A 25006-nucleotide genomic window follows, 5' to 3' on the forward strand; every position below is an offset into this window, starting at 1 on the left:
CTCCCACGCAGGCTACGTGGGAGCGGGCTTGCCCCGCGATAGGGCCAGTACAGGCAACGTCGAATTCAGAGGGTTTTGTTAGCCCCAGGCCCGATCATCCGCGCCAGCCCCAGGTTCTTCAGCGCCAGCTGCAGCGAGCTGTGGATAACCTGCGGGTTGTCATGGCTCATGGCATCGACCAGCAACTCCTTGGCCTTGCTCATGTTGATCTGGCGCAGCATCCATTTCACTTTCGGCAAGTTGGTGGCGTTCATCGACAGGCTGTCGAAGCCCATGGCCATCAACAGGATCGCCGCTGCCGGGTCGCCCGCCATTTCACCACAGATGCTCACCGGCTTGCCTTCGCCATGGGCGTCGCGCACCACGGTGTTCAAGGCCTGTAGCACGGCCGGATGCAGGTAGTCGTAGAGGTCGGCGACCCGCGGATTGTTGCGGTCGACCGCCAACAGGTACTGGGTAAGGTCGTTGGAACCGACCGACAGGAAGTCCACCTGCCGCGCCAGCTCCTTGGTCTGGTACACCGCTGCGGGGATTTCCACCATCACGCCCACCGGCGGCATCGGCACGTCGGTGCCCTCGTCACGGACTTCGCCCCAGGCCCGGTGAATCAGGTGCAGCGCCTCCTCCAGCTCGTGGATGCCGGAAATCATCGGCAGCAGGATGCGCAGGTTGTTCAGGCCCTCGCTGGCCTTGAGCATGGCGCGGGTTTGCACCAGGAAGATTTCCGGGTGGTCGAGGGTGACACGGATGCCGCGCCAGCCGAGGAACGGGTTCTCTTCCTTGATCGGGAAGTACGACAGCGCCTTGTCGCCACCGATGTCGAGGGTGCGCATCGTCACCGGCAGCGGGTGGAACGCCTGCAGCTGCTCGCGGTAGATCGCCAACTGCTCCTTCTCGCTGGGGAAGCGCTGGTTGATCATGAACGGCACTTCGGTGCGGTACAGGCCGACACCCTCGGCGCCACGCTGCTGGGCGCGCGCCACGTCGGCGAGCAGCCCGGTGTTGACCCACAGCGGCATGCGGTGGCCGTCCGGGGTGATGCACGGCAGCTCGCGCAGGGCGTCGAGCCCCTGGGCCAGTTGGCGCTCCTCCTCGACCACGTCGCGGTATTGCTTGCGCAGCACTTCGCCGGGGTTGGTGTACACCTCGCCCTTGTAGCCGTCGACGATCAGCTCGATGCCGTCGACTTTCGAATACGGCAGGTCGACCAGGCCCATGACCGTGGGGATGCCCATGGCCCGGGCGAGAATCGCCACGTGCGAGTTGCCCGAGCCAAGCACCGAGACCAGGCCGACCAGCTTGCCTTCCGGCACCTCGCCAAGCATGGCGGGGGTCAGTTCTTCGCTGACCAGGATGGTGTTGTCCTGGTACACCAGCGACTGCGAACGGGCTTCCTGCAGGTAGGCGAGCAGGCGACGACCGAGGTCTTTGACGTCGGAGGCGCGCTCGCGCAGGTAGTCGTCGTCCATCAGTTCGAAGCGGTTGACGTGCTCGCCAACGACCTGGCGCAGCGCACCCTGGGCCCACTGGCCGGTCTTGATGACCTCGGTCACCTCGCCACCAAGGGCGGCGTCCTCGAGCATCATCAGGTAAACGTCGAACAGCGCGCGCTCTTCCGGGCGCAGCTGGGTGGCCAGCTTGGCCGACAGCTTGCGCATGTCTTCGCGCACGCCTTCGAGGGCGTTGTTGAATAGTTTGAGTTCGTTGTCGATGTCTTCGACGGTCTTGTCCGGCACCACTTCCAGATCAGCCGGCGGCAGCATCACCACGGCGCGGCCGACCGCGGCCCCCGGCGAGCCCGGCACACCGACGAAGCGCGCCTCCTGGATGCCCTTGCCCTGGCGGCCCAGGCCGCGGATCGAGCCGGTGGCCTCGGCATGGGCGATAACCCCGGCGAGCTGGGCGCTCATGGTGACCAGGAAGGCTTCCTCGCCTTCATCGAACTGGCGGCGCTCTTTCTGCTGGATGACCAGCACCCCGACCACGCGGCGGTGATGGATGATCGGTGCACCGAGGAAGGAGGCGAATTTTTCTTCGCCGGTCTCGGCGAAGTAGCGATAGCGGGGGTGGTCGGCGGCGTTTTCCAGGTTCAGCGGCTCTTCCCGGGTGCCGACCAGGCCGACCAGGCCCTCGTTGGGGGCCATGCTGACCTTGCCGATGGAGCGCTTGTTGAGGCCTTCACTGGCCATCAGCACGAAGCGGTTGGTCTCAGGATCGAGCAGGTAGACCGAGCAGACCTGGCTGCCCATGGCTTCCTTGACGCGCAAGACAATGATACCCAACGCCGTCTTGAGATCTTTGGCGGAGTTCACTTCCTGGACGATCTTGCGCAGCGTATTGAGCATGGCTCGGGGTCGGACTCCGTCGTCAGTCGCGCGTCAGCAGGCGCGGGGCTAGCTCTTTCAGGGCGCGTCGGTAGACCTCGCGCTTGAATGTCACCACCTGGCCCAGCGGATACCAGTAGCTGACCCAACGCCAGCCGTCGAATTCCGGTTTGCCAGTCAGGTCCATGCGCACCCGTTGCTCATTGCTCACAAGGCGCAGCAGGAACCACTTTTGCTTCTGGCCGATGCACAGCGGCTGGCTGTGGGTGCGCACCAGGCGCTGGGGTAAACGATAACGCAACCAGCCACGGGTGCAGGCAAGAATTTCCACATCGTCGCGCTCAAGGCCGACTTCTTCATTCAGCTCGCGGTACAGGGCGTCTTCCGGCGTCTCGTCAGGGTTGATGCCACCCTGGGGGAACTGCCAGGCATCCTGGTTGATCCGCCGAGCCCATAGCACCTGCCCGGCATCATTCGTAAGAATGATCCCGACATTGGGGCGAAAACCATCCGGGTCGATCACGGCAGCAACCTCGCAAACGCATGTCGCGGCATTGTTCCACAAAGCTTGCGAGCGCAGCAACGCGCCCGCCAAGCTTATGTGCAGCGAGGTGAAAACTCCGTATTGTGCGGGGCTTCCCGAGGGCTTCTGCGAGACATTCCCATGCGCCTGGCTTTATTCGATCTGGACAATACCCTCCTCGGTGGCGACAGCGACCACGCCTGGGGTGACTACCTGTGCGAACGGGGCATCCTCGACCCGGTCGCGTACAAGGCACGCAACGATGCCTTCTATCAGGACTACCTGCACGGCAGCCTGGACCTTTCGGCCTACCTGGCCTTCTCCATGGAAATCCTTGCCGCTACCGAACCTGCACAGCTTGCGCAATGGCACCGCGAGTTCATGCGCGACTGCATCGAACCGATGATCCTGCCCAAGGCCCTGGCGTTGCTGCAGCAGCATCGCGAGGCCGGCGACCAGCTGGTGATCATCACCGCCACCAACCGCTTCGTCACCGCGCCCATCGCCCGCCGCCTGGGCGTGCGCGTGCTGCTGGCGACCGAATGCGAAACGCAGGACGGGCGCTATACCGGGCGCAGTACCGATATACCCTGTTTCCGTGAAGGCAAGGTGACGCGGCTGAACCGCTGGATGCTGGAGAACGGCTTCGACCTGGAAGACAGCTGCTTCTATAGCGATTCGATGAACGACCTGCCGCTATTGGAGCAGGTGACCCATGCCGTGGCGGTGGACCCTGACCCGAAGCTGCGCGCCGAGGCGCAGCGGCGCGGGTGGCCGGTGATTTCGTTGAGGGTTTGAGAATGCCGGGGCCGCTTTGCGGCCCAATCGCCGGCAAGCCGGCTCCCACAGGGGAAGTGCAAACCCGATCCGTGTGGGAGCCGGCTTGCCGGCGATTGGGCTGCAAGGCAGCCCCAAAAGGGCCTACACCGGTTTGGCGCCCATCAAGCCTGCGATGGACAGGAAGCACACGCCGCTGAACACCGCCAGCGCCAGGGTGAACTTCAACCCCACCACCTCGGCCTTGCGCAGCCGGTTCAAGCGCACCAGCAGCCACCACACGGCAAAAGCGCCAACGGTATAGATGACACTGGACGCCAGCACCCAGGTCTGCCCCAGCGGCCAACCCACCAGGTGCACCAGCCACCAGCCAGTGAACGGCATGCTCACCAGGCACAGGCCCATCAGCAGCCAGACGAACACCAGCGGCCGGCGCAGCAGTTTGGCGTAGGCCTCGGCATCGCCTTTGCGACGGGCGTAGCCGGTCCAGATTGCCAGGCCCAGCGCGCCGAGCAACAGCAGCGCGGTGGCGAGGATGTGCAGGGTCTTGAGGGTGGTCAGGTGTTCCATTTCAAAGGTGTCCTTCAGCAGGCCTTGTTGCGCTGCCCTCTTCGCGGGTAAACCCGCTCCCACAGTTTCAAGGATGGCCTGTGGGAGCGGGTTTACCCGCGAAGGGCTCCTACGCCCAGCTTAGCCAGTTAACCCAAAAACAGCCGGTAAGCCGGGTTCTCGGTCTCGTCCCAATACGGATAGCCAATCTTGGCCAGCGCCGCCGGCACCAGGTGACGCTCGTCTTCCGGCACCTGCAGCCCCGCCACCACGCGGCCATCGGCGGCGCCGTGGTTGCGGTAGTGGAACATCGAGATGTTCCAGCGCCCGCCCAGTTTGTTGAGGAAGTTGAACAGTGCGCCCGGCCGCTCGGGGAATTCGAAACGCAGCACGATCTCGTCGCTGGCCCCGGCCGAGTGGCCGCCGACCATGTGGCGGATATGCAGCTTGGCCAGCTCGTTGTCGGTCAGGTCGATGACCGGGAAGCCTTGCTCGGTCAACTGCTGCACCAGTGCCGCACGCGGGTCGGTGTCCGGATGGGTCTGGACGCCAACGAAGATGTGCGCCTCGTCCGAGGTGTGCTTGCGGTAGTTGAACTCGGTGATCTGGCGCTTGCCGATGGCCTCGCAGAAGGCCTTGAAGCTGCCCGGGCGCTCGGGGATGGTCACGGCAATGATCGCCTCGCGCTTTTCGCCCAGCTCGGCGCGCTCGGCGACGTGGCGCAGGCGGTCGAAATTGACGTTGGCGCCAGAGTCGATGGCCACCAGGGTCTGCCCGGTCACGCCCTTGAGTTCAACGTACTTCTTGATCCCGGCCACACCCAGTGCGCCGGCAGGTTCGGTGATCGAGCGGGTATCGTCGTAGATATCCTTGATTGCCGCACAGATCTCATCGGTGCTGACGGTAATCACTTCATCCACATGATGGCGGCAGATGTCGAAGGTGTGCTGGCCGATCTGTGCCACCGCCACGCCGTCGGCGAACAGCCCGACCTGTGGCAGCACCACGCGTTCGCCGGCAGCCATGGCGGCCTGCAGGCAGTTGGAATCGTCCGGCTCGACGCCGATCACCTTGATCTCCGGGCGCAGGTACTTCACGTAGGCGGCGATGCCGGCGATCAGGCCGCCGCCGCCGACCGGCACGAAGATCGCATCGAGCTGGCCCGGGTGCTGGCGCAGGATTTCCATGGCCACCGTGCCTTGGCCGGCGATGGTGTGCGGGTCGTCATAGGGGTGGATATAGACGAAGCCCTTCTCGTCGACCAGCTTCAGCGAATAGGCCAGCGCCTCGGGGAAGGAGTCGCCATGCAGCACCACTTTGCCGCCGCGCGAGCGCACGCCCTCGATCTTGATCTCCGGGGTGGTCTTGGGCATCACGATGGTGGCCTTGATGCCCAGCTCACGGGCGGCCAGGGCCACGCCCTGGGCGTGGTTGCCGGCCGATGCGGTGACCACGCCACGGGCCAGTTCCTCGGCACTCAATTGCGCCAGCTTGTTGTACGCCCCGCGGATCTTGAACGAGAACACCGGCTGCAGGTCTTCGCGCTTGAGCAGCACCGTGTTGCCCAGGCGCTTGCTCAGCTGGCCGGCGCTGTGCAGCGGGGTTTCGACGGCAACGTCGTAGACGCGCGAGGTGAGGATCTTCTTGACGTACTGTTCGAGCATCGGGAAAGCATCACTGGGCCGCGGGACAAGGCCTGGGAGTCTACCGCAGCGCTACGTCGGGCGACCACAGCAAAGCCGCGCGAGCCGTTATACTAGGCCCCTTTCGATTTCCGCCCAGCCCCTCCCGGAGCCCGCATGACCCAGGACCAACTCAAACAGGCCGTTGCCCAGGCCGCCGTCGACCTCATCCTGCCGAAACTGGATGAAAAGAGCGTCGTCGGTGTCGGCACCGGCTCTACCGCCAACTTCTTCATCGATGCCCTGGCTCAGCACAAGACCGCCTTCGACGGCGCCGTCGCCAGCTCCGAGGCCACCGCGCAGCGCCTGAAGGGCCATGGCATCCCGGTCTATGAGCTGAACAGCGTCAGCGAGCTGGAGTTCTACGTGGATGGCGCCGACGAAAGCGACGCCCACCTCAACCTGATCAAGGGCGGCGGCGCGGCCCTGACCCGCGAGAAGATCGTTGCGGCCGTGGCCAAGACCTTCATCTGCATCGCCGACGCCAGCAAGCTGGTACCGGTACTGGGCGCCTTCCCGCTGCCGGTCGAAGTCATCCCCATGGCCCGCAGCCATGTGGCGCGCCAGCTGGTCAAGCTGGGCGGCGACCCGGTGTACCGCGAGGGCGTACTGACCGACAACGGCAACGTCATCCTCGATGTGCACAACCTGCAGATCACCGACCCAGTGGCGCTGGAAAGCCAGATCAACGCCATTGTCGGCGTGGTCACCAACGGCCTGTTCGCGGCGCGCCCGGCGGATGTGCTGTTGCTGGGTACCGCCGAAGGCGTGAAGACCCTCAAGGCCGAGTAAACCTAGCGAGGGCGATGCCCTCGAATCGCTGGCAAGCCAGCTCCCACAGAGGCCGCTACGAACCCTGTGGGAGCCGGCTTGCCGGCGATGAGGCCGTCAGGGCATTCAGTTGGCCGGCTGCTTGAACACGTAGAACAGGTTCGGCTCACTGACCAGGTAAAGAGTCCCGGCGTCATCCATGGCGATCCCCTCGGCCTGGGGCACGGTCTGCTGCAAGCCCTGGAAGCCTTTGCGCAATGACATCGTGCTCAGCGGCCTGCCCTTCACGTCCAGTTCCAGCACCAGCCGCGACTCGTCCGACAGCGCCAGCAGATGCCCGCTACGCTCGTCGTACTGCAGGCTCGACAGATCCCTCACGAACAACCGCCGGTCACGCTTGCGGTCCTGCACCACATGCACGGCGTAGGGTTTGTCGGGGTTGTCATGGGGAAAGCCATGCACCTCGTAGATCACCATCGGGTCCCGCTCCTTGGCCACGAACAGGCGCTTGCCTGCCGAGTCATAGGCCAGCCCCTCGAAGCCCTTGTTGCCATTGAGGCCGATCCCCAGGCTGAGCTGCTCGGCGTCGTTGGCATCGAGGAACAGGGTGTCGTCATCCAGGCGCACACGGATCAAGCGCTGCTGGCGCTCATCGGTGATCACATAGGTGCTGGGGCCCACATACTCCACCGCTTCGGGATCACCGAAGCCGGTCAGCGGAATTCGGCGCAGGATGCGCCCGTCCAGTGACAACTCGATCAGCTCGGACTTGGCATTGGTGACGGTGAACAGGCTCTTGCGGTCGGGATCGTAGGTCAGCGCCGAGATATCGTCGTCCAGCCCGGCGACAGGCTGGGCCTCGAGCACCACCTGGTAACGGTCCAGGCCCATGCTCTGTTGCGCGGGCTGCCACCAGGTCTTGAGGTTGAACCAGCCGCGCTCGAACAGGCGGAGCTCGTGCCCTGCCACGCCGGCGAAAAGCAGTAGAACAGAGGCTGTGACAGCACAAATCAGACGGCGGCTAGGGCGCATGGGGGCAAACTCGGCAAAATGAGCACGAATCTAACCACTACCAACTGAAGCAAAGCTTAATAGCTTAATGCCTGCGTAGGGTTCCCCTGAGCGCGCTTCAGTGCTTCTTGAAGCGATAGAACAGGTTGGGCTCGCTGACAAAATAGAGGTTGCCCTGCTCGTCCATGGCCACGCCCTCTGCCCGGGGGATGCGGTCCTTCAGGCCATTGAAACCGCCAAGCAGGGTCATGAAGCTGACCTGCTCACCCTTTTCATCGAGCTCAAGCAGCATGTTGGAGTCCGCCGACAGCACCAGCAGGTGGCCGGTGCGGGGGTCGACACCCAGCGCCGAGAGGTTGCGCAGGTCGAGTTCGTCACTGGCCAGCGGCTGCTTGTCGCCCTTCAGCGGGCTGCGCCCATCGGTGCTCCAGATGTACAGCTGCGGCGGCCGCTCTTCGCCAATCACCAGGCGCTGGCGCATCGGGTCCCAGACCACTGCTTCGAAGCCCTTGTTGCCTTTGCCTTCATCGCCCAGGTTGTAACTGTGGAAGTCGGCGCGGTTCAGCGACGTGGTGCTGGCGTCCACCTTGACCAGGGTCAGGTCATGGTTGCGCTCGTCGACGATAGCGATCTGGCCATCCTCCAGCACCGCTACGCCTTCCGGGTTCGACCAACCTACCAGCGGCATCTTGCGCAGCACATCGCCTTCAAGCGTCAGCTCGACCAGGAAGGGGTGCTTGCCCATCACCGCGAACAGGGTGCGGGTGTGCGGGCTGTACGCCAGGTCAGAGGCCTCGTCGCGCTCCATGCCCGGTAGCGGTTTGGCGTCGATGTCCACCACATAGTCCGGCAGCCAGATGCTTTCCTGGCGTTCGGCCTGGGTCTCGAAGCGTTCTTTTATCCACAGCAGCCCTCGGTCATCCCAGTGCATGGCCACGGCCAGGCCATAGCCGATCAGCGCCAGGGCAGCGAGCCAGGCCGGCCAACGCAGCAGCGCGTGACGTTTACGGGTGGGCGGAACAGGAGCGGTGGACGGGATAGCCATTGGCGGGGTCCTGATGATGAGCCGTAATGTCTTCCTTAACGTCGGCAAATGAACATGAAACTGCGCATTATCCGGATCGTTTGTGAAAAAAACGACAAACGCCATCAGGTGATGGCCACACGACGGCAGCAGGGCTGCCGTCGCGTCTGCGCAGTCAGAGCACGCGGCCTTCGAACCGGCTGACGCCCGGAAGTTCCAGGACCAGCTCGTCACCGACATTGAACGGCCCCACGCCCGCCGGGGTGCCGGTGAGAATCACGTCGCCCGCCTGCAGCGAGAAGTTCGCCGCCATGTGCTGGATCATCGGCACGATCGGGTTGAGCATCATCGCGCTGTTGCCGTCCTGGCGCACTTCGCCATTGATGGTCAGGCGGATGCCGATGTCGCTGAGGTCCTCGAAGGTACCGGCCGAAACGAACGGCGGCAGCACACAAGCGCCGTCGAAACTCTTGCACAGCTCCCACGGCAGGCCCTTCTCCTTCAACTTGGCCTGCAGGTCGCGCAGGGTCAGGTCCAGCGCCGGGGCGAAGCCGGAAATGGCGTCGAGCACTTCCTCTTCGGTTGGGTGGGGCGACAGCGACTTGCCCAGCAACACGGCGATTTCCGCCTCGTAGTGCACTGAGCCGCGCTCGGTCGGGATCTTGAAACCGCCCTCCAGCGGCACCACGCAACTGCCCGGCTTGATGAACAGCAGCGGCTCGCTGGGGATTGGGTTGTCCAGTTCCTTGGCATGTTCGGCGTAGTTGCGGCCGATGCACACCACCTTGCCCAGCGGGAAGTGGATGCGCGTGCCGTCTACGTACTGGTGCTGGTAACTCATGGCCGACTCCTGTGAACACTGCTTATTATTCGGGAGCGAAGATCTTACCCGGATTCATGATGCCGTTCGGGTCGAACACCGCCTTGATCGCCTTCATGCAGGCAATTTCATCCGGCGAGCGGCTGTAGCCCAGGTAATCACGCTTGGTCATGCCCACGCCATGCTCGGCGGAGATCGAGCCGTGGTAGCGCTGGACGATCTCGAACACCCACTTGTTGACCTTGGCGCACGAGGCGAAAAAGTCGTCCTTGCTCATGTGGTCGGGCTTGAGGATGTTCAGGTGCAGGTTGCCGTCGCCGATGTGGCCGTACCAGACCACTTCGTAATCCGGGTAGTGCTCGGCGACGATGGCATCGATATCGCGCAGGAACGCCGGCACCTTCGACACGGTAACCGAGATGTCGTTCTTGTACGGGGTCCAGTGGGAGATGGTCTCGGACAGGTATTCGCGCAGCTTCCACAGGTTCTTCAACTGTGTCTCGCTCTGGCTCATCACCCCGTCCAGTACCCAGCCCTGCTCGACACAGTGCTCGAAGGTGGCGAGCGCTTCGTTGGCCACCTGCTCAGTGCTGGCTTCGAACTCCAGCAAGGCATAGAACGGGCAGTCCGTCGCGAAGGGCGCGGGCACATCGCCACGGCCCAAGATCTTGGCCAGGCCTTTATCGGAGAAAAACTCGAACGCGGTGAGGTCCAGCTTGCCCTGGAAGGCGTGCAGCACCGGCATGATCGCATCGAAATCCGGCGTGCCCAGCACCATCGCCGTGAGGTTGCGCGGCGCGCGGTCCAGGCGCATGGTTGCCTCGACCACAAAGCCCAGCGTGCCTTCGGCGCCGATGAACAGCTGGCGCAGGTCGTAGCCGGTAGCGTTCTTGATCAGGTCTTTATTGAGCTCGAGCAGTTCGCCCTTGCCGGTGACAACCTTCAGCCCGGCGACCCAGTTGCGGGTCATGCCGTAGCGAATGACCTTGATGCCGCCGGCATTGGTGCCGATATTGCCGCCGATCTGGCTGGAGCCGCTGGAGGCGAAGTCTACCGGGTAGTACAGGCCCTGGTCCTCGGCGAACTGCTGCAACTGGCGGGTAATCACGCCTGGCTGGCAGACCACGGTGCGGTCGAACTCATTGAAGGCGAGGATCTGGTTCATGTTGTCGAAGGCCACCACCACTTCGCCGTTGGCAGCGACCGCGGCACCCGACAGGCCAGTGCGCCCGCCTGACGGCACCAGGGCGACCTTGTGCCGGTTGGCCCAGGCGACGATGGCCTGCACTTGCTCGGTGGTCTTGGGGAAAACGATGGCGCTCGGCGCGGGCGGGTAATGCTTGGTCCAGTCCTTGCCATAGGCGTCGAGCGAGGCCGGGTCGGTAAGCACCTTGCCTGGGTCGACCAGGGTCATCAGCTCTTCAATCAATGCAGGCTGGGTCATCGCTGGAACCCTCGACTTATTCATAGTCACCCTGAGTACTCTTCACCTGTCGGGATAAGCTCAGATTGAGTCGCGTATGCTAGCATAGCCCTCCCGCTGTTCGTGCTAAGGCCGACGCCGCGCCGCTTCACCCCCCCTCGCCATTTTTCTCCGGGATACAGGTTTACGCAGATGAGCAAGACTTCTCTCGACAAGAGCAAGATCAGGTTCCTTCTTCTTGAAGGCGTCCACCAGAATGCGGTGGATACCCTCAAGGCTGCCGGGTACAGCAACATCGAATACCTCACCGGCTCGCTGCCGGACGCAGAACTGAAGGAAAAGATCGCCGATGCCCACTTCATCGGCATCCGCTCGCGCACCCAACTGACCGAAGAGGTCTTTGACTGCGCGAAGAAACTGGTCGCGGTCGGCTGTTTCTGCATCGGCACCAACCAGGTCGACCTGGGCGCAGCCCGCGAGCGCGGCATCGCGGTGTTCAACGCACCCTACTCCAACACCCGTTCGGTCGCCGAACTGGTGCTGGCCGAAGCCATCCTGCTGCTGCGCGGCATCCCTGAGAAGAACGCTTCCTGCCACCGTGGCGGCTGGATCAAGAGCGCGGCCAACTCCTTCGAGATCCGTGGCAAGAAGCTGGGCATCGTCGGATACGGCTCGATCGGCACCCAGCTGTCGGTACTGGCCGAGAGCCTGGGGATGCAGGTCTACTTCTACGACCCGCTGACCAAGCTGCCGCTGGGCAACGCCACCCAGATCACCAGCCTGAACGAACTGCTGGGCCTGGCCGACATCGTCTCGCTGCACGTTCCCGAGCTGCCATCCACCCAGTGGATGATCGGCGAGAAGGAAATCCGCGCGATGAAGAAGGGTTCGATCCTGATCAACGCCGCCCGTGGCACCGTGGTCGAGCTGGATCACCTGGCCGCCGCGATCAAGGACAAGCACTTGATCGGCGCCGCCATCGACGTGTTCCCGGTCGAGCCGCGCTCCAACGATGAAGAGTTCGAAAGCCCGCTGCGTGGCCTGGACAACGTGATCCTGACCCCGCACATCGGTGGTTCCACCGCCGAAGCCCAGGCCAACATCGGCCTGGAAGTGGCCGAGAAGCTGGTCAAGTACAGCGACAACGGTACTTCCGTGTCGTCGGTCAACTTCCCTGAAGTAGCCCTGCCGGCGCACCCAGGCAAGCACCGCCTGCTGCACATCCACGAGAACATCCCGGGCGTGCTCAGCGAAATCAACAAAGTGTTCGCCGAAAACGGTATCAACATCTCCGGTCAGTTCCTGCAGACCGACGAGAAAGTCGGTTACGTGGTTATCGACGTCGACGCCGAGTACTCGGACCTGGCCCAGGAAAAACTGCAGCACGTCAAAGGCACTATCCGCTCGCGCGTACTGTTCTAAGTTTGCTGGCTGCATGAAAAAGGGAGGCCCTGGTGGCCTCCCTTTTTTATTGGCGATTTGCATTCGATCCTGTGGACGCAACTGTCTTTGTAGGAGCGGCCTTGCAAATCCAATTGTGTGGGAGCGGCGGTTCGCCGCTGCGATTTACCCGCGAAGCAGGCGGCGCTGTGGATGGCACCGGCTCTGCCGGTGTTCGCGGGTAAACCCGCTCCCACAGGATACGCGCCGCTTTGACACCAAACGTTGTAACTGTGGGGGCTGAGTTAAACGCAGGCAGTGCAAGACAGTTGCTCCTACAGGGCCCGCGTCGGCCTTACTTGACGTTGACGGTAATCTTCTGCGACTCGACGCTCGGCTTGAACGGCACGTGGTACTTGTCGCCCAGCACCAGTTGCAGGGTGTGCTTGCCCGGGGTGAGGGTGATGGTCGCCTCGGTCTGCGCCTTGCCGAAGTGCAGCACCTGCGGGCCGGCCGGCAACGGAGCGTTGTTCTCGGGCATCAGGCTGGTCGGCAGCGGCATGTCGGCCACCGGCGCCTTGTCGACATCCACCAGCAGGTGGTGATGGCCGCTGTGCGCGGTCTGGTCACCGGCAGGCTTGAGGGCAATACCCTCGATGCCGAATTTGACGGTGAAGGTCTTGTCGACCGTGGCGCCGTCGGCGGGGGAAACGATGAAGACCTTGGCGCCTTCCGGTGGCTGCTCACTCTTCAGTGCATCCGCGGCACTGGCGAATACCGACGCCCCCATCAACAGCCCGGCAACGGCAGCACGCGAAAATAGGCTTTTCATTCACATCTCCTTTCATTCACTTCAATTGACCGCTATCACTAAAACGAAGCAAAGCGGTAATTCACCATAGTTCATCTGCGCCGGCGAAGGTTCAGAAAAACGCTACAGAAATAGTTGCAGTGGCGTTAAACATTACCCAGGTCCTGGGGTCATAGGCTGCGTTCGACCGGGCGAGGAACAAGCTGCGGCGAATGACATTCACCTGCCATACAAATAAGGGGCTTTCATGCGTTTGACCATTGGCGTGCTGCTGGCAGTACTGTTCTGCCCACTGGCCCAGGCCGAACTGATCGACGAAATCAACGACCGTGGCGAACTGCGCATTGCCGTGTTGAGCGACACGCCGCCCTATGTGCTTAAAGAAGACCAGCACCTGACCGGCTTCGAAATCGAGCTGGGCCAGGCCCTGGCCAAAGAGCTGGATGTGCGCGCCGAGTTCGTGGAAGCCACGGCTGAAGATGTCTTGCCGGGTGTCGTCAGCGGCAAGTACGACATTGCCTTCAACAAGCCTCAGCCTGAACTGGACCCTGAACTGGTAACCAGCCAGCCATTCAGTACCCCGCACCTGGTGATCCCCTTCCAGAAAGGCAACCCGGCCTTCGAAAGCGCCGTGAACAATGCCCTGAAGCGGATCGAGAGCGATGGCCGGCTGGCAGCGCTTGAACAGAAATGGCTGCAGAGCCAAGCGCAGAAGTGAGCCCCCGCTGACGCTGGCGCCTACAACAGGCTTGCCAGCGCCCGTTCGGCCTCGGCCAGCTCCAGCTCGCTGAACACCTGCACCCCATCACGGCGCAACAACGCCGTGGTGACGCCCTCGCCCGCTACTTTCACCCCGGTGAAAGTGCCGTCGTAGGTCTGCCGGTTGCCGCACGACGGGCTGCCGGACTTGAGCACCGCCACCCGGATGCCATGCCGGCGAACCAGCTCCAGCGCCCGCTGCGCCCCGGCCATGAACGCCGCGCTGACATCCTCGCCGCTGGCCGTGCGCACCTGCGCCTGCCCGTCCAGCACCTGGCTACCCTGCCCGCCCGGGATTTCCGCTGCAGGGCGGGGTGTCGGCAGGCCGCCGGCCACTTCCGGACACAGCGGCACTACCCGGCCTTCGGCCTGCCAGCGCTGCAGCAGGTCGGGGTGGCCGCTGGCACGCCCGTCGTAGCGCACCGGCTGGCCCAGCAGGCAGGCGCTGACCAGGACTTTCGGCAACTCAGAACGGGTCATTGCCACGGCGGCGGAACCAGCCCGTCAGCGACAGGCGCTCGCGCCCGGCCGGGAGGACTTCATGGGGAATGGCGCCAGAAAGGAACACCACCAGGCTGCCGGCGATCGGCTGCACGTCATGCTCGACATCGCCGTCGAGGAACATGCGCAGCTGCCCGCCATCGTCCGGCTGCCAGCCTTCATTGAGATAGAACACGGCAGAAACGGTACGCCGGTCGTCGTCGCGGAAGCGATCCAGATGGCGGCGGTAGAAGGCCCCCGGTGGGTACAGGGCAAAATGGCATTCGAAATCCTCGAGCCCGAGGAACAACCCCTGGTTGATGGCCTGGCGCAGGCTGTCCATGGCCCCCAGGTAATGGTCGCAGGCCTCGGACTCACCAGGGTCGATCCACTGGATCTGGTCGCCACGGATCGCCTCGCGCACTTCCTGCGCTGCGCCGCGCCCCACCCCGGCAGGGTTGAGTTCGCCTTCGGCATAACGGCGCCGGCACTCGAGCGCGAGCTCACGCGACAGCCCGTCGGGTAGAAAGAGGGTTTGCTGCGACCAGCCACGGGTGGCCAGGTCGTCGACGATTGCCGACAGCATGGGATGTTCGCAAGGATTGTGCATGGCGCATCATAGCCATTCGGCCTGCCCGCGCACAGCGCCACTTGGTCAGGAAGCGCCCCTGGCGACTCGACAAAGCCCCGCCATGCCAAGGACAATGGCGGCCTGACGACAGGAGTCCTGAATGCGCCGTCTGTTTTCCCTGCTTCTGCTGATGATCTGCACCATGCCTGTCTGGGCAGACAACCTCGATCAGCTGTACAAGGCCGCCGGCTGGCCCGACCAGCGCGCCCATTTCAACGATGCCGTGAGCGCCGCCCAGCAGCGCTACCGCAACAGCTTGCCGCCTGCGGTTTACCAGGCGCTGGTCAACAACAGCAACCAGCGCTTCCAGGCCCAGGCCATGGACCGCCGCGCCCAGGCGCAGTTGCGCAGCACCCTCAAGAACCCGGCACCGGCCCTGGCCTTCTTCCAGTCGCCGCTGGGGCGCAAGGTGGTGGCCGCCGAGCTGCTGGCCACGCGCAAGGACCAGTTGGCCAAGAACGCCAAGGGCCTGCCGAAGATCCAGGCCAGCGACAATCGCCAGCTGATCATCGGCCACCTGGCGCAGGCGCTGCCCGCGCGCGAGGCCGGCGCAGAAGTCAGCCTGGCCATCGCCGGAGTGGCCGCCGACAGCCTCAGCTCGATGATCCCCGGCCTGTTCGGTGGCGGTCAGACACAGAGCCTGCTCGACGGCCAACGCCAGCGCCTGATGAACCAGGTCGGCGAAGACCTCGACAACACCCTGCTGTATGTCTATCGCGACCTGTCGGACGCCGAGCTGGAACAGTTCTCCACCTTCGCCGAGTCGCCGGACGGCCAGGCCTACTACAAAGCAGCGGTAAGCGCGGTGCGCGCCGCCCTCGCCGTGGGCCAGAACGCCAACGACCTGAACTGATCAGCCCAGGCGCTGGCCAATGAAGTCGAAATAGCGCTGGCGGATGCCCGGCAGCTCGTTGGCCAGGTGGTGCCGGGCCTCGGGCAGCATCAGGATCTGCGGCTCGGCGAACTTGGCCTTGAGCACCTTGAGGTTGTACGGCCAATCCACCGTGGCATCCGCCTCCCCCTGCACGATCAATGGCCGCCGCGCGCTCTGCGGCGCGACCTCGATGCGCCTTACCCATTTCATCAATGCCCCGACCCAGGCGGTCGGCAGGCGCCGTGGCTGTAGCGGGTCGGCTTCCAGGAAAGGCAGGAACGCCGGGTCGTTGGTGTTCTCGCTGAAGCGCCGCTCGATGCCGTTGACGAAGTGGCGCAGCACCCGGTAGCTCAGCTTCGACCAGCCCCAGGCGCGCGGGCGCACCAGCGGTGCCAGCAGGATCACCTCGCCGTCGGCCGGGCTCTGCCCGGCGCAATGCAACAGGTGATCGACCACGATCGCACCGCCCGTGCTTTGCCCGCACAGGTGCCAGGGGTGCGGCAGCTCGAGCTGGCGCGCCTGCTCAAACAGCGCGTCGAGGGCCTGCTGGTAGAGGGCGAAGTCATCGATACTGGCCCGCTCGCCACTGGACAGCCCATGCCCTGGCAGGTCACAGCTGATCACCACATAGCCCTGCGCCAATGCCCACGCGATGACATGCCGGTACAGGCCCATGTGGTCGTAGTAGCCGTGCAGCAGGAACAGCGTCGCCACCGGCTGCGCGGGCATCCAGACCTGGCCGACCAGCTCGAACCCCGCCGTGCAAAAGCCGCCAAGCCAGCTCGGCACGCCCAGGTCCAGGCCGTAAAAGCGCTGGTAATCGCGGGCTTGAGCGGACAGCGGTTGACGTTCGGCAAGCGGCGCCAGGCTGGCGCGCAACAGGTCGGGCTGGAAAGCGGCAGGCATCGGTACATCCACAACGAGGCGAGTATTGATCTGGGATATTCAGGTCTGCTTGATGTCATGGCAAGCTGCAACACCATTCAACGGGCGGCATGCCTCCCTTGTGGGAGCGGGTTTACCCGCGAATGCACTGGTGCTGCCACTGCCGCATTCGCGGGTAAACCCGCTCACACAGGCGGCATGCGTTGCTCATAAGCGCTGCAGACTGCCCATGCCCATCCCAAATTCCAAGTCATTGCTAGGCGCCCTCGCCGCCCTGCTCTGCGCCGCCGCCCTGTGGTGGGCCTACGACAGCTTCCAGGCCCGCTACCTGCGCCCCTTCGACAACCAGGCCACACTTTTCGACGGCAGCCAGCTGCGCCTGCCGCCCGAACTGGCCGGCCCCGGCCCGATCCGCGTGGTGCACTTCTGGGACCCGGCCTGCCCGTGCAACGTCGGCAACCAGCAGCACCTGGGCGAACTGGTCGAGCACTTTGCCCCGCAGGGGGTCAGCTTCCACGTGGTGCAACGGCCCGGCAGCCACGGCCAGCTACCCGCCAATCTCGCTGCGCTCAAACCCCTGGCCGAGCTACCCGGCAGCGAACGGCTGCCGGCCACGCCCGCCGTGGCGATCTGGGACCACAACGGCGACCTGGCTTACTTCGGCCCCTACAGCGAAGGCGCGGTGTGCAATTCGAGCAACAGCTTCATCGAACCGATCCTCAAGGCCTTGGATGAAGGCCGCCGGGTGCAGGCCAGCAACACCCTGGCCGTGGGCTGCTACTGCCCCTGGGCCGGCTGACGCACCCGCGCCGGGTTACCCACCACCACCGCCCCCGCCGGTACATCGCGGGTGACCACACTGCCGGCGCCGACCACGGCGTTATCGCCAATGGTCACCCCCGGCAGGATGATCGCCCCGCCGCCGATCCATACATTGTCGCCAATGGTCACCGGCCGCCCGCTTTCCAGGCCGCTGCGGCGCAGATCAGGGTCGAGCGGGTGATCGGCGGTGTAGATCTGCACCGCCGGGCCGATCTGGCAGTCGGCGCCGATGCGCACCGGCAGCACGTCGAGGATCACGCAGTTGAAGTTCATGAAGGTATTGGCGCCAATACTGAGGTTGTAGCCGTAGTCGCAATAGAACGGCGGGCGGATCACCACAGCGTCGCCGACGTTGCCGAAGTGCTCGACCAGCAACCCGTGGCGGGCCTCGTTGAGCAGCTCGACGCTGGCGTTGTAGCGGTGCATCCAGTGCTTGTTGGCGATCTGCTCGGCCTGAAGTTCCGGGCAGCCAGCGTGGTAGAGCTGGCCTTGCAGCATTTTCTGTTTTTCGCTGAGGGACATGGAAACTCCTTGTTGGGGCTATGCTCAGTGCGCGAATCCGCCGATGATCGGACCACATTTTTCGCTCGAGTGCACAAGGAGTCTCGATGAAGCGCAGCCTGACCCTGCTGGCCGTGGTGATTGCCGTGGCCGCTGCCGGCGCCGGTTACTGGTATGTGCAGGGCAAGCAGCCCCAGCGCGATGGCGAACTGGCCCTCGCCGGGCTGCAAGCGCCGGTCACCGCCCGCTATGACGCGCGCGGCGTGCCGCACCTGCAGGCGCAAAACGAGCAGGACCTGTACCGCGCCCTGGGTTACGTGCACGCCCAGGACCGCCTGTTCCAGATGGAGATCATGCGCCGCCTGGCCCGTGGCGAGCTGGCCGAGGTGCTGGGCGACAAGTTGCTGCCCACCGACACCCTGTTCCGCAGCCTGCGCATCCGCGAGCAGGCCGCGCTGATGGTCCAGCGCCAGGACCGCCAGGCCCCGGCCTGGATAGCCTTGCAGGCCTACCTCGATGGCGTGAACCAGTGGCAGGCCAGCCATCCCAAGCCGATGGAGTTCGACCTGCTCGGCATCACCCCGCGCCCATTCACCGCCGAGGACACCCTGAGCATCGCCGGCTACCTGGCCTACAGCTTCGCTGCGGCCTTTCGCACCGAGCCCGCGCTCACCTACATCCGCGACCAGCTCGGCGCCGATTACCTGAAGATCTTCGACCTCGACTGGCAGCCCGAGGGTGCCATCGCCACGCCGCTGGCGGCCGCCGACTGGCGCAGCCTGGAGCAGCTGGCACGGCTCAGCCACGAGGCCCTGGGTGATGCCGGCATCCCCCAGTTCGAGGGCAGCAATGCCTGGGCCGTGGCCGGCAGCCGCACCCGCAGCGGCCGCCCGTTGCTGGCAGGCGACCCGCACATCAGCTTCGCGGTGCCGGCGGTGTGGTACGAGGCCGAGCTGTCGGCGCCGGGCTTCAACCTGTACGGCTATTTCCAGGCGCTCAACCCGTTCGCCCTGCTTGGCCACAGCCGCGACTTCGGCTGGAGCCTGACCATGTTCCAGAACGACGACGTCGACCTGATCGCCGAAAAGACCAACCCGGCCAACCCCGAGCAGGTGATGGTCGATGGCCGCTGGCAGCCCCTGGAAAAAACCGAGCAGCAGATCGCCGTCAAAGGCGAGCAGCCGGTACCCCTCACCCTACGCCGCTCGCCCCACGGCCCGATCGTCAACACGGTGCTGGGCAACAGCGCCGGCGCTGCGCCCATCGCCATGTGGTGGGCGTTCCTGGAAACCGATAACCCGATCCTCGAAGGCTTCTACCAGATCAACCGTGCCGACACCCTGGGCAAGATGCGCGAAGCGGCAGCCAAGGTGCAAGCGCCAGGGCTGAACCTGGTCTGGGCCAACGCCCGTGGCGATATCGGCTGGTGGGCGGCGGCGCGCCTGCCTATCCGCCCGGACGGGGTGAACCCGGCGTTCATCCTCGACGGCAGCAGCGGCCAGGCCGACAAGCCCGGCTTCTACCCGTTCAGCGTCAACCCGCAGCAGGAGAACCCGGCCAGCGGCTACATCGTCTCGGCCAACTACCAGCCACCGGCGGTGGTGCCGGTGCCCGGCTACTACAACCTGGCCGACCGCGGCCGCCAACTGGACCGCCACCTGAACAACCCGGACATCAAGTGGGACGCCCAGAACAGCCAGGCCCTGCAGCTGGACACCAGCAACGACTACGGCCCACGCACCCTGGCGCCGCTGCTGGGCACCTTGCGCAGCGTGGCCCAAGGCGACGAAGAGAAAGAGCTGGTCGAACAGCTGGCCGCCTGGCGCGGCGACTACCCACTGGACTCCACCAGCGCCACGCTGTTCAACCAGTTCCTCTACGAACTGGCTTTCGCCGCGCTGCACGACGAGCTGGGCGATACCTGGTTCCCGATCCTGATCAGCACCCGTGCCATCGACGCAGCCCTGCCACGGCTGGCCGCCGACCCGGCCTCACCCTGGTGGAACCTGCGCGGCGGCAATGAACACACCGACCGCAGCGCCATCGTGCGGATGGCCTGGCAGCGCAGCCTCAAGCACCTGGGCGAGACCTTCGGCAAGGACCCTGCCAGCTGGCAATGGGGCAAGGCCCACACCCTCACCCACAACCACCCGCTGGGGGTGAAAAAGCCGCTTAACCTGCTGTTCAACGTTGGCCCCTTCGCCGCCCCGGGCACCCACGAGGTGCCGAACAACCTGTCGGCGAAGATCGGCCCGGCGCCCTGGCCGGTCACCTATGGCCCCTCCACCCGGCGGGTGATCGACTTCGCCGACGCCGGCGCGGCCTTGACCATCAACCCGGTCGGGCAAAGCGGCGTGCCGTTCGACAAGCACTATGGCGACCAGGCAGAGGACTACATCGAGGGGCGCTACCACAAGGCGCGCATGGGGGTGATCCCGGCGCAGAGCACGTTGCGGTTGGTGCCCGAGCGATGACCGTCATGAAAACCCGGCCCCTGTGGGAGCGGGTTTACCCGCGAAGCAGCCTGCTCGATCTGCAAGGCATGGCAAGGGCTTCGCCCTTGTTCGCGGGTAAATCGCAGCGGCGAACCGCCGCTCCCACAGGGCCTTGTCACGATTACCAAGTTTGTTATCCCCATTCATGAGATAACCCATGCAAAAACACTTCATCGAAATCGACGGCGCGCGCATGAGCTACGTCGACCAGGGCCAGGGCTTCCCCGTCCTGCTCGGCCATAGCTACCTGTGGTCGGCCGCCATGTGGCAACCGCAGATCGACGCGCTGTCGAAGCACTTCCGGGTCATCGTGCCCGAGCTGTGGGGCCACGGCGATTCCGCCGCGCCACCGGCCACCACCACCGACATGAGCGCCTTGAGCCGCCAGCATCTGGCCCTGCTCGATGCGCTGGATATCGCCAAGTGCCACCTGGTCGGCCTGTCGGTCGGCGGCATGTGGGGCGCGCAGCTGGCCATCGAACACCCGGAACGGGTCGATCGCCTGGTGCTGCTGGATACCTACCTGGGGGCGGAACCGGAGGCCACGCGGCTGAAGTACTTCGGCCTGCTGGATGCCGCCAGTGCCGCAGGCACCTTCGTCGACCCGCTGCTGGATGTCGTGGTGCCGATCTTCTTCCATGCCGGCGGGGAAACCGTGCCTGAGGTGCGCGAGCAGTTCCGCGCAGGGTTGAAGGCAAGCAGCGCCCAGGCCATCCGCGAAAGCCTGGACCCGATGGGGCGGGTGATCTTCGGGCGGCCGGATCTGCTGGCGCGGTTGGGCGAGCTGCCTGCGGATCGGACCATCGTGATCTGTGGTGACCAGGACATTCCCAGGCCGCCTGCGGAGTCGAACGAGATGGCGCGGTTGATTGGCTGCCTGGCGGCGCAGATACCCTTTGCCGGGCATATCTCCAGCCTGGAGAACCCGGGGGTGGTGAATGATTTCCTGTTGAACTGGTTGCCGCGCAATAGCTGATATCGTCGGGGCCGCTTTGCGGCCCTATCGCGGCACAAGGCCGCTCCTACAGGAGAATGCGATCCTCTGTAGGAGCGGCCTTGCCGGGGCGCCGGACCGGCCGGAAAGGGCTGCGCAGCAGCCCCAGAATCAGATGATCAACCCTGCCACTTGCCCCCTTCGACAATCACGCTCTCGGGCTTGGTGTCGTCGCTCAGCTCTTTGCGCACGTACTGGTCATACAGCTTGAGCAAGAACTTCTCCTCACCCAGCTTGGCCAGCTCGGCATTCACCCAGTCGCGCAGCTCGGCATTGCCCTTCTTCACCGCCGGGGCAATCGGGGCTTCCTCGCCCAGCAGTTGCGGCAGCACGCGGTAGCCTGGGTTCTGCTTGGCCCAGCTGAACAGGATCAGGTTGTCCTGGGCATAGGCATCGCCACGACCATTGGCCAGGGCGGCCAGCGACTCGCTGTTCTTCTCGAACTTGAGCAGCTTCCAGTCCGGGTGGTGCTTGGTCAGCCAGATATCAGCGGTGGTGCCGGTGGTGACGATGATGGTCTTGTCGGCCAGCTCGTCGAGCTTCTGCACCGGGCTGCCGTCGGCAACGATGGCCTGCACGGCCACGCGCAGGTTGGGGTTGGTGAAGTCCACCGCCTCCTTGCGCTCGGGGGTGACCGTCATGTTGGCGAGGATCAGGTCGACCTTGTCGCTCTGCAGGAAGGGGATGCGGCTGGCGGGCTCGACGGCGACGAACTCGACCTTGTTCTCGTCCCCCAGCAAGTCCTTGGCGAAACGCCGGCCGATGTCGGTGTCGAAGCCGACGTAGCGGCCGCTCTCATCGACGAAGCCGAACGGCGGCTTGTCGGTAAACACGCCGACGATCAGCTTGTCGCGGGCCTTGATGGTTTCCAGGTAGCTGGTGGCGGGCGAGGCGGCAGCGGGCTTGGCCGGCTCGTCGGCCTTGTTGCAGCCGGCCAGCAGGGCCAGGCCAAGCAGTGGAGCGAGCAGTTTGGCGAAGGGTGCGGTGTTCATGACAGTTCCTTGTGCAGTGTCTTGGGCAGGCTTTCGACGAAAGAGAATTTCTCCAGGAACTGCTGCGCGCGTGCGGTCTGCGGTTGGGTGAAGAAGCGCTCGGGGTGGTTCTGTTCAAGGATCCTGCCGGCCTCCATGAACACGATGCGGTCGGCCACCGCGCGGGCGAAGGCCATTTCGTGGGTAACGATGAGCAGGGTCATGCCGTCGCGGGCCAGGCCCTGGATCACTTGCAACACCTCCTTGACCATCTCGGGGTCGAGGGCTGCGGTGACTTCGTCGAACAGCATCACCTGCGGGTTCATGCACAGCGAGCGGACGATGGCGATGCGTTGCTGCTGGCCGCCGGACAGCTGCCGTGGGAAGGCATCGCGCTTGTCCAGCAGGCCCACCCGCGCCAGCAGCGCTTCGGCCTGGGCCTGGGCTTCGGCGCGCTCGCGCTTTTGCACCTTGAGCGGGCCCAGCAGCAGGTTGTCCAGCACGCTCATGTGGCCGAACAGGTGGTAGCTCTGGAACACCATGCCTACCCGCTGGCGCACCTGGCGCCAGTCGGTGCCTGGGGCCAGCAGCTCCTGCCCGTCCAGGCGCAGGCTGCCGCTGTGGGCCTGTTCCAGGCCATTGAGGCAGCGCAGCAGGGTGCTCTTGCCGCAGCCGCTGGGGCCGAGGATCACCACCACCTCGCCGGCGCGAACCTTAAGGTCGACGTTGGCGAGCACCTGCTGCTCGCCGAAGAACTTGTTGAAACCGTGAAATTCGATCAATGCGCTCATGAGTGGGCCCAGCGGCGTTCCAGCACGCGCGAGGCGGCGGAAAGCGGGTAGCAGACGAAAAAGAAGAACAGCAACAGCACGCCGTAGATCAGCGCCGACTCATAGGTGCGTTCGATGATCTGCTGGCCGGCCTTGATCACCTCGACCACACCGATCAGCACCGCCAGCGAGCTGGTCTTGATGATGCGCGTATAGATGTTGATGGTCGGCGGGGTCATGCGTTTGAGCGCTTGCGGCAGCAGCACATGGGCGTACAGCTGCCAGCCGGACAGGCCGATCGACAGCCCCGCCTCGCGCTGGCCACGGGGCAGCGAACCGAGCGCGCCACGCACCACCTCGCCGACTTCGCTGGCGCCCCACAGGCCCAATACCAGCACCGCGCACCAGAAGCTGGGGATGCTCAGGCCGAAGAAGATCGGCAAGCCGAAGAACACCAGGTACAACCAGACCAGTACCGGGATCGCCCGGAACAGCTCCAGGTAAACCTGCAGCAGCGCGCTCAGCAGCCGGTTGCCGAGGGTGGCCAGCACGCCGTAGAGCACACCGCCGAGGGTGGCAAAGCCGATGCCCAATGCCGAAATCGCTACGGTCTGCGCGGCGCCGGCAGCCAGTTGCGGCAGCGACACCTGCAGCAGCTCAAATGCCGAACTGGCCATGTTGCAGCCTCCTTTCCAGGCGGCGCAGCAGCAGCGACAACGGCAGGAAGATCAACACGCAAAGCAGGGTCAGCACCGCGAGCATCTCGTAGGTCTTGTAGTACAGGGCGATGTAGTTCTTGGTGGTGTAGAGGATCTCCGGCACCGCTACCGCCGAGACCACGGTGGTCTCCTTGAGCAGGAACACGAAGTTGGCGAACAGTGCCGGCAGGCTGAGGATGCCCGCTTGCGGCAGGATCACATGGCGCAGCAGCTGGCCTTCGGACAGGCCGATCGAACGCCCGGACTCCAGCTGTGCCCGTGGCACCGCTTCGACACCGGCGCGCAGCACTTCGGTGAGGTAGGCGCCGCCCATGAAGGTCATGGTGATGATCGCCGCGGCGAAGCCGGAAATCTTCACACCCACGCTCGGCAGGGCAAAGTAGACGAAGAACAGCTGGATCAGCAGCGGCGTGTTGCGTGCCAGCTCCACGTAGCCCTGCACCAGGCGCCACAGGTACGGCGTGCGAAAAACCAGGATGGCCGAGTTGAGGAGCGCCACCAGCATCGAGGTGGCGATGGCGATCAAGCCGACCTGCAAGGTCACTCCCAGCGCCTTGAAGAACGCCGGCAATGTGCTAAGCATGAAGGCGGTGTCGAAACTCATGGATAGGGCCTCGACACAAGGTTACGGAGGTACGGCATGGGCAGGTTCCAGGTCGGCACGAGGGTCGCTCGGCGTCGTTCAACACATAGTGGCGCTGTGCCGGTAGGCACGATTTATAGACTCTAAAGGTATAAAAATATTTTTATAAATACCTTTATTGCATATCTATATCACCGCTTGTTTCCCTCGGAAATTTCCTGCTTCAACTTGGGACCTTTCCCGCGATCCGCCCCTCAAACAGATTCCAAACTGTGACTTGCATGGCCCATCAACTTACAAGGACGAGAACGATGAACAGCCCCTGCTCACCTGCTGCGAATGAACAATTGCTGTGGCTGCTGGCCCTGCGCCGGGCGTTGGGTGGCCAACCCTGAACTGCTGGCGATACAGGCACCACGCGGCATGG

25 protein-coding genes are annotated in these 25006 nt (G+C 64.4%); 8 read left to right on the forward strand and 17 right to left on the reverse strand.

Annotated elements, in window-relative coordinates; genetic code table 11:
- Positions 1 to 65: 65 nt before the first annotated feature.
- Both ptsP and ABE459_RS17175 read right to left on the reverse strand, forming a co-directional pair.
- Positions 66 to 2345, reverse strand: a complete 2280-nt coding sequence (gene ptsP, locus ABE459_RS17170) for a phosphoenolpyruvate--protein phosphotransferase (protein WP_110992113.1) — start codon at positions 2343 to 2345, stop codon at positions 66 to 68.
- A gap of 22 nt (positions 2346 to 2367) precedes the next feature.
- Positions 2368 to 2847 (reverse strand): RNA pyrophosphohydrolase, encoded by a 480-nt coding sequence (locus tag ABE459_RS17175; protein WP_003249017.1) that lies wholly within the window; start codon positions 2845 to 2847, stop codon positions 2368 to 2370.
- Positions 2848 to 2988: 141 nt separating this feature from the next.
- Between ABE459_RS17175 and ABE459_RS17180 the strand changes: the two genes are divergently transcribed.
- Positions 2989 to 3645, forward strand: a complete 657-nt coding sequence (locus ABE459_RS17180; protein WP_323831639.1) for an HAD family hydrolase — start codon at positions 2989 to 2991, stop codon at positions 3643 to 3645.
- Between the two features lie 123 nt (positions 3646 to 3768).
- On the opposite strand, the gene ABE459_RS17185 is transcribed toward ABE459_RS17180, so the two are convergent.
- Positions 3769 to 4194 carry a DUF2269 domain-containing protein gene (locus ABE459_RS17185; protein ID WP_232883021.1) on the reverse strand — a complete coding sequence of 142 codons (426 nt, stop codon included), beginning with the start codon at positions 4192 to 4194 and terminating at the stop codon, positions 3769 to 3771.
- Between the two features lie 128 nt (positions 4195 to 4322).
- Entirely contained in the window at positions 4323 to 5837 is a 1515-nt protein-coding gene (gene ilvA, locus ABE459_RS17190) for a threonine ammonia-lyase, biosynthetic (RefSeq protein ID WP_258705322.1), read from the reverse strand.
- 135 nt (positions 5838 to 5972) lie between these two features.
- Here ilvA and rpiA point away from each other — a divergent pair, with 135 nt between their 5' ends.
- Positions 5973 to 6647 carry a ribose-5-phosphate isomerase RpiA gene (gene rpiA, locus ABE459_RS17195; protein WP_110992109.1) on the forward strand — a complete coding sequence of 225 codons (675 nt, stop codon included), beginning with the start codon at positions 5973 to 5975 and terminating at the stop codon, positions 6645 to 6647.
- 105 nt (positions 6648 to 6752) lie between these two features.
- Here rpiA and ABE459_RS17200 read toward each other — a convergent pair whose 3' ends face one another.
- From ABE459_RS17200 to ABE459_RS17215, 4 genes are all read right to left on the reverse strand, one after another.
- The gene (locus ABE459_RS17200) at positions 6753 to 7658 is read right to left on the reverse strand and encodes an SdiA-regulated domain-containing protein (protein ID WP_323831644.1); all 906 of its coding nucleotides are present in this window, start codon (positions 7656 to 7658) and stop codon (positions 6753 to 6755) included.
- Positions 7659 to 7755: 97 nt separating this feature from the next.
- On the reverse strand, positions 7756 to 8676 hold the full coding sequence (locus tag ABE459_RS17205) for an SdiA-regulated domain-containing protein (RefSeq protein WP_125466269.1): 921 nt from the start codon (positions 8674 to 8676) through the stop codon (positions 7756 to 7758).
- A gap of 160 nt (positions 8677 to 8836) precedes the next feature.
- The gene (locus ABE459_RS17210; RefSeq protein ID WP_125465970.1) at positions 8837 to 9502 is read right to left on the reverse strand and encodes a fumarylacetoacetate hydrolase family protein; all 666 of its coding nucleotides are present in this window, start codon (positions 9500 to 9502) and stop codon (positions 8837 to 8839) included.
- A gap of 25 nt (positions 9503 to 9527) precedes the next feature.
- A complete protein-coding gene (locus tag ABE459_RS17215; RefSeq protein WP_258705325.1) occupies positions 9528 to 10925 on the reverse strand; it encodes an FAD-binding oxidoreductase in 1398 nt (465 codons plus the stop codon).
- 171 nt (positions 10926 to 11096) lie between these two features.
- Between ABE459_RS17215 and serA the strand changes: the two genes are divergently transcribed.
- Positions 11097 to 12326: a phosphoglycerate dehydrogenase gene (serA, locus tag ABE459_RS17220; RefSeq protein WP_110992105.1), complete on the forward strand. Its 1230-nt coding sequence runs from the start codon at positions 11097 to 11099 to the stop codon at positions 12324 to 12326.
- A 313-nt stretch (positions 12327 to 12639) separates the two neighbouring features.
- Here the strand turns inward: serA and ABE459_RS17225 are convergent, their stop codons facing one another.
- Complete coding sequence (locus ABE459_RS17225; protein WP_110992104.1) at positions 12640 to 13116, reverse strand: DUF4399 domain-containing protein; 477 nt, start codon at positions 13114 to 13116, stop codon at positions 12640 to 12642.
- A gap of 226 nt (positions 13117 to 13342) precedes the next feature.
- On the opposite strand from ABE459_RS17225, the gene ABE459_RS17230 reads away from it, so the two are divergent.
- Positions 13343 to 13813 (forward strand): transporter substrate-binding domain-containing protein, encoded by a 471-nt coding sequence (locus tag ABE459_RS17230; RefSeq protein WP_125465972.1) that lies wholly within the window; start codon positions 13343 to 13345, stop codon positions 13811 to 13813.
- A gap of 20 nt (positions 13814 to 13833) precedes the next feature.
- On the opposite strand, the gene ABE459_RS17235 is transcribed toward ABE459_RS17230, so the two are convergent.
- Complete coding sequence (locus tag ABE459_RS17235) at positions 13834 to 14334, reverse strand: DUF523 domain-containing protein (protein ID WP_323831648.1); 501 nt, start codon at positions 14332 to 14334, stop codon at positions 13834 to 13836.
- The gene (locus ABE459_RS17240; RefSeq protein WP_125465974.1) at positions 14321 to 14944 is read right to left on the reverse strand and encodes a 2OG-Fe(II) oxygenase; all 624 of its coding nucleotides are present in this window, start codon (positions 14942 to 14944) and stop codon (positions 14321 to 14323) included. Before ABE459_RS17240 ends, ABE459_RS17235 begins: the two co-directional genes overlap by 14 nt.
- Positions 14945 to 15065: 121 nt before the next feature.
- Between ABE459_RS17240 and ABE459_RS17245 the strand changes: the two genes are divergently transcribed.
- Entirely contained in the window at positions 15066 to 15818 is a 753-nt protein-coding gene (locus tag ABE459_RS17245; protein WP_110992100.1) for a DUF2059 domain-containing protein, read from the forward strand.
- On the opposite strand, the gene ABE459_RS17250 is transcribed toward ABE459_RS17245, so the two are convergent.
- Complete coding sequence (locus tag ABE459_RS17250; RefSeq protein WP_323831651.1) at positions 15819 to 16745, reverse strand: alpha/beta hydrolase; 927 nt, start codon at positions 16743 to 16745, stop codon at positions 15819 to 15821. It lies immediately after the preceding gene.
- A gap of 208 nt (positions 16746 to 16953) precedes the next feature.
- On the opposite strand from ABE459_RS17250, the gene ABE459_RS17255 reads away from it, so the two are divergent.
- Complete coding sequence (locus tag ABE459_RS17255; RefSeq protein ID WP_323831653.1) at positions 16954 to 17523, forward strand: DUF6436 domain-containing protein; 570 nt, start codon at positions 16954 to 16956, stop codon at positions 17521 to 17523.
- On the opposite strand, the gene ABE459_RS17260 is transcribed toward ABE459_RS17255, so the two are convergent.
- The gene (locus tag ABE459_RS17260) at positions 17502 to 18068 is read right to left on the reverse strand and encodes a sugar O-acetyltransferase (protein WP_323831655.1); all 567 of its coding nucleotides are present in this window, start codon (positions 18066 to 18068) and stop codon (positions 17502 to 17504) included. The genes ABE459_RS17255 and ABE459_RS17260 overlap by 22 nt on opposite strands.
- 86 nt (positions 18069 to 18154) lie before the next feature.
- On the opposite strand from ABE459_RS17260, the gene ABE459_RS17265 reads away from it, so the two are divergent.
- Both ABE459_RS17265 and ABE459_RS17270 read left to right on the forward strand, forming a co-directional pair.
- Positions 18155 to 20521, forward strand: coding sequence for a penicillin acylase family protein (locus tag ABE459_RS17265; protein WP_323831657.1), 2367 nt, complete (start codon positions 18155 to 18157; stop codon positions 20519 to 20521).
- A 178-nt stretch (positions 20522 to 20699) separates the two neighbouring features.
- On the forward strand, positions 20700 to 21518 hold the full coding sequence (locus ABE459_RS17270) for an alpha/beta fold hydrolase (protein ID WP_323831659.1): 819 nt from the start codon (positions 20700 to 20702) through the stop codon (positions 21516 to 21518).
- A 137-nt stretch (positions 21519 to 21655) separates the two neighbouring features.
- Here the strand turns inward: ABE459_RS17270 and ABE459_RS17275 are convergent, their stop codons facing one another.
- Genes ABE459_RS17275 through ABE459_RS17290 form a run of 4 tightly spaced genes read right to left on the reverse strand, consistent with a single transcriptional unit; the run spans position 21656 to position 24600 of the window.
- Positions 21656 to 22528: a transporter substrate-binding domain-containing protein gene (locus ABE459_RS17275; RefSeq protein ID WP_110992094.1), complete on the reverse strand. Its 873-nt coding sequence runs from the start codon at positions 22526 to 22528 to the stop codon at positions 21656 to 21658.
- A complete protein-coding gene (locus ABE459_RS17280) occupies positions 22525 to 23298 on the reverse strand; it encodes an amino acid ABC transporter ATP-binding protein (RefSeq protein ID WP_125465980.1) in 774 nt (257 codons plus the stop codon). The genes ABE459_RS17275 and ABE459_RS17280 overlap by 4 nt, the downstream gene beginning before the upstream one ends.
- Positions 23295 to 23954 (reverse strand): amino acid ABC transporter permease, encoded by a 660-nt coding sequence (locus ABE459_RS17285; RefSeq protein ID WP_258705332.1) that lies wholly within the window; start codon positions 23952 to 23954, stop codon positions 23295 to 23297. Before ABE459_RS17285 ends, ABE459_RS17280 begins: the two co-directional genes overlap by 4 nt.
- The gene (locus ABE459_RS17290; protein WP_125465982.1) at positions 23935 to 24600 is read right to left on the reverse strand and encodes an amino acid ABC transporter permease; all 666 of its coding nucleotides are present in this window, start codon (positions 24598 to 24600) and stop codon (positions 23935 to 23937) included. Before ABE459_RS17290 ends, ABE459_RS17285 begins: the two co-directional genes overlap by 20 nt.
- Positions 24601 to 25006: the final 406 nt, after the last annotated feature.

This window comes from Pseudomonas sp. TWI923 (assembly GCF_039673365.1).
Classification (GTDB): domain Bacteria; phylum Pseudomonadota; class Gammaproteobacteria; order Pseudomonadales; family Pseudomonadaceae; genus Aquipseudomonas; species Aquipseudomonas sichuanensis.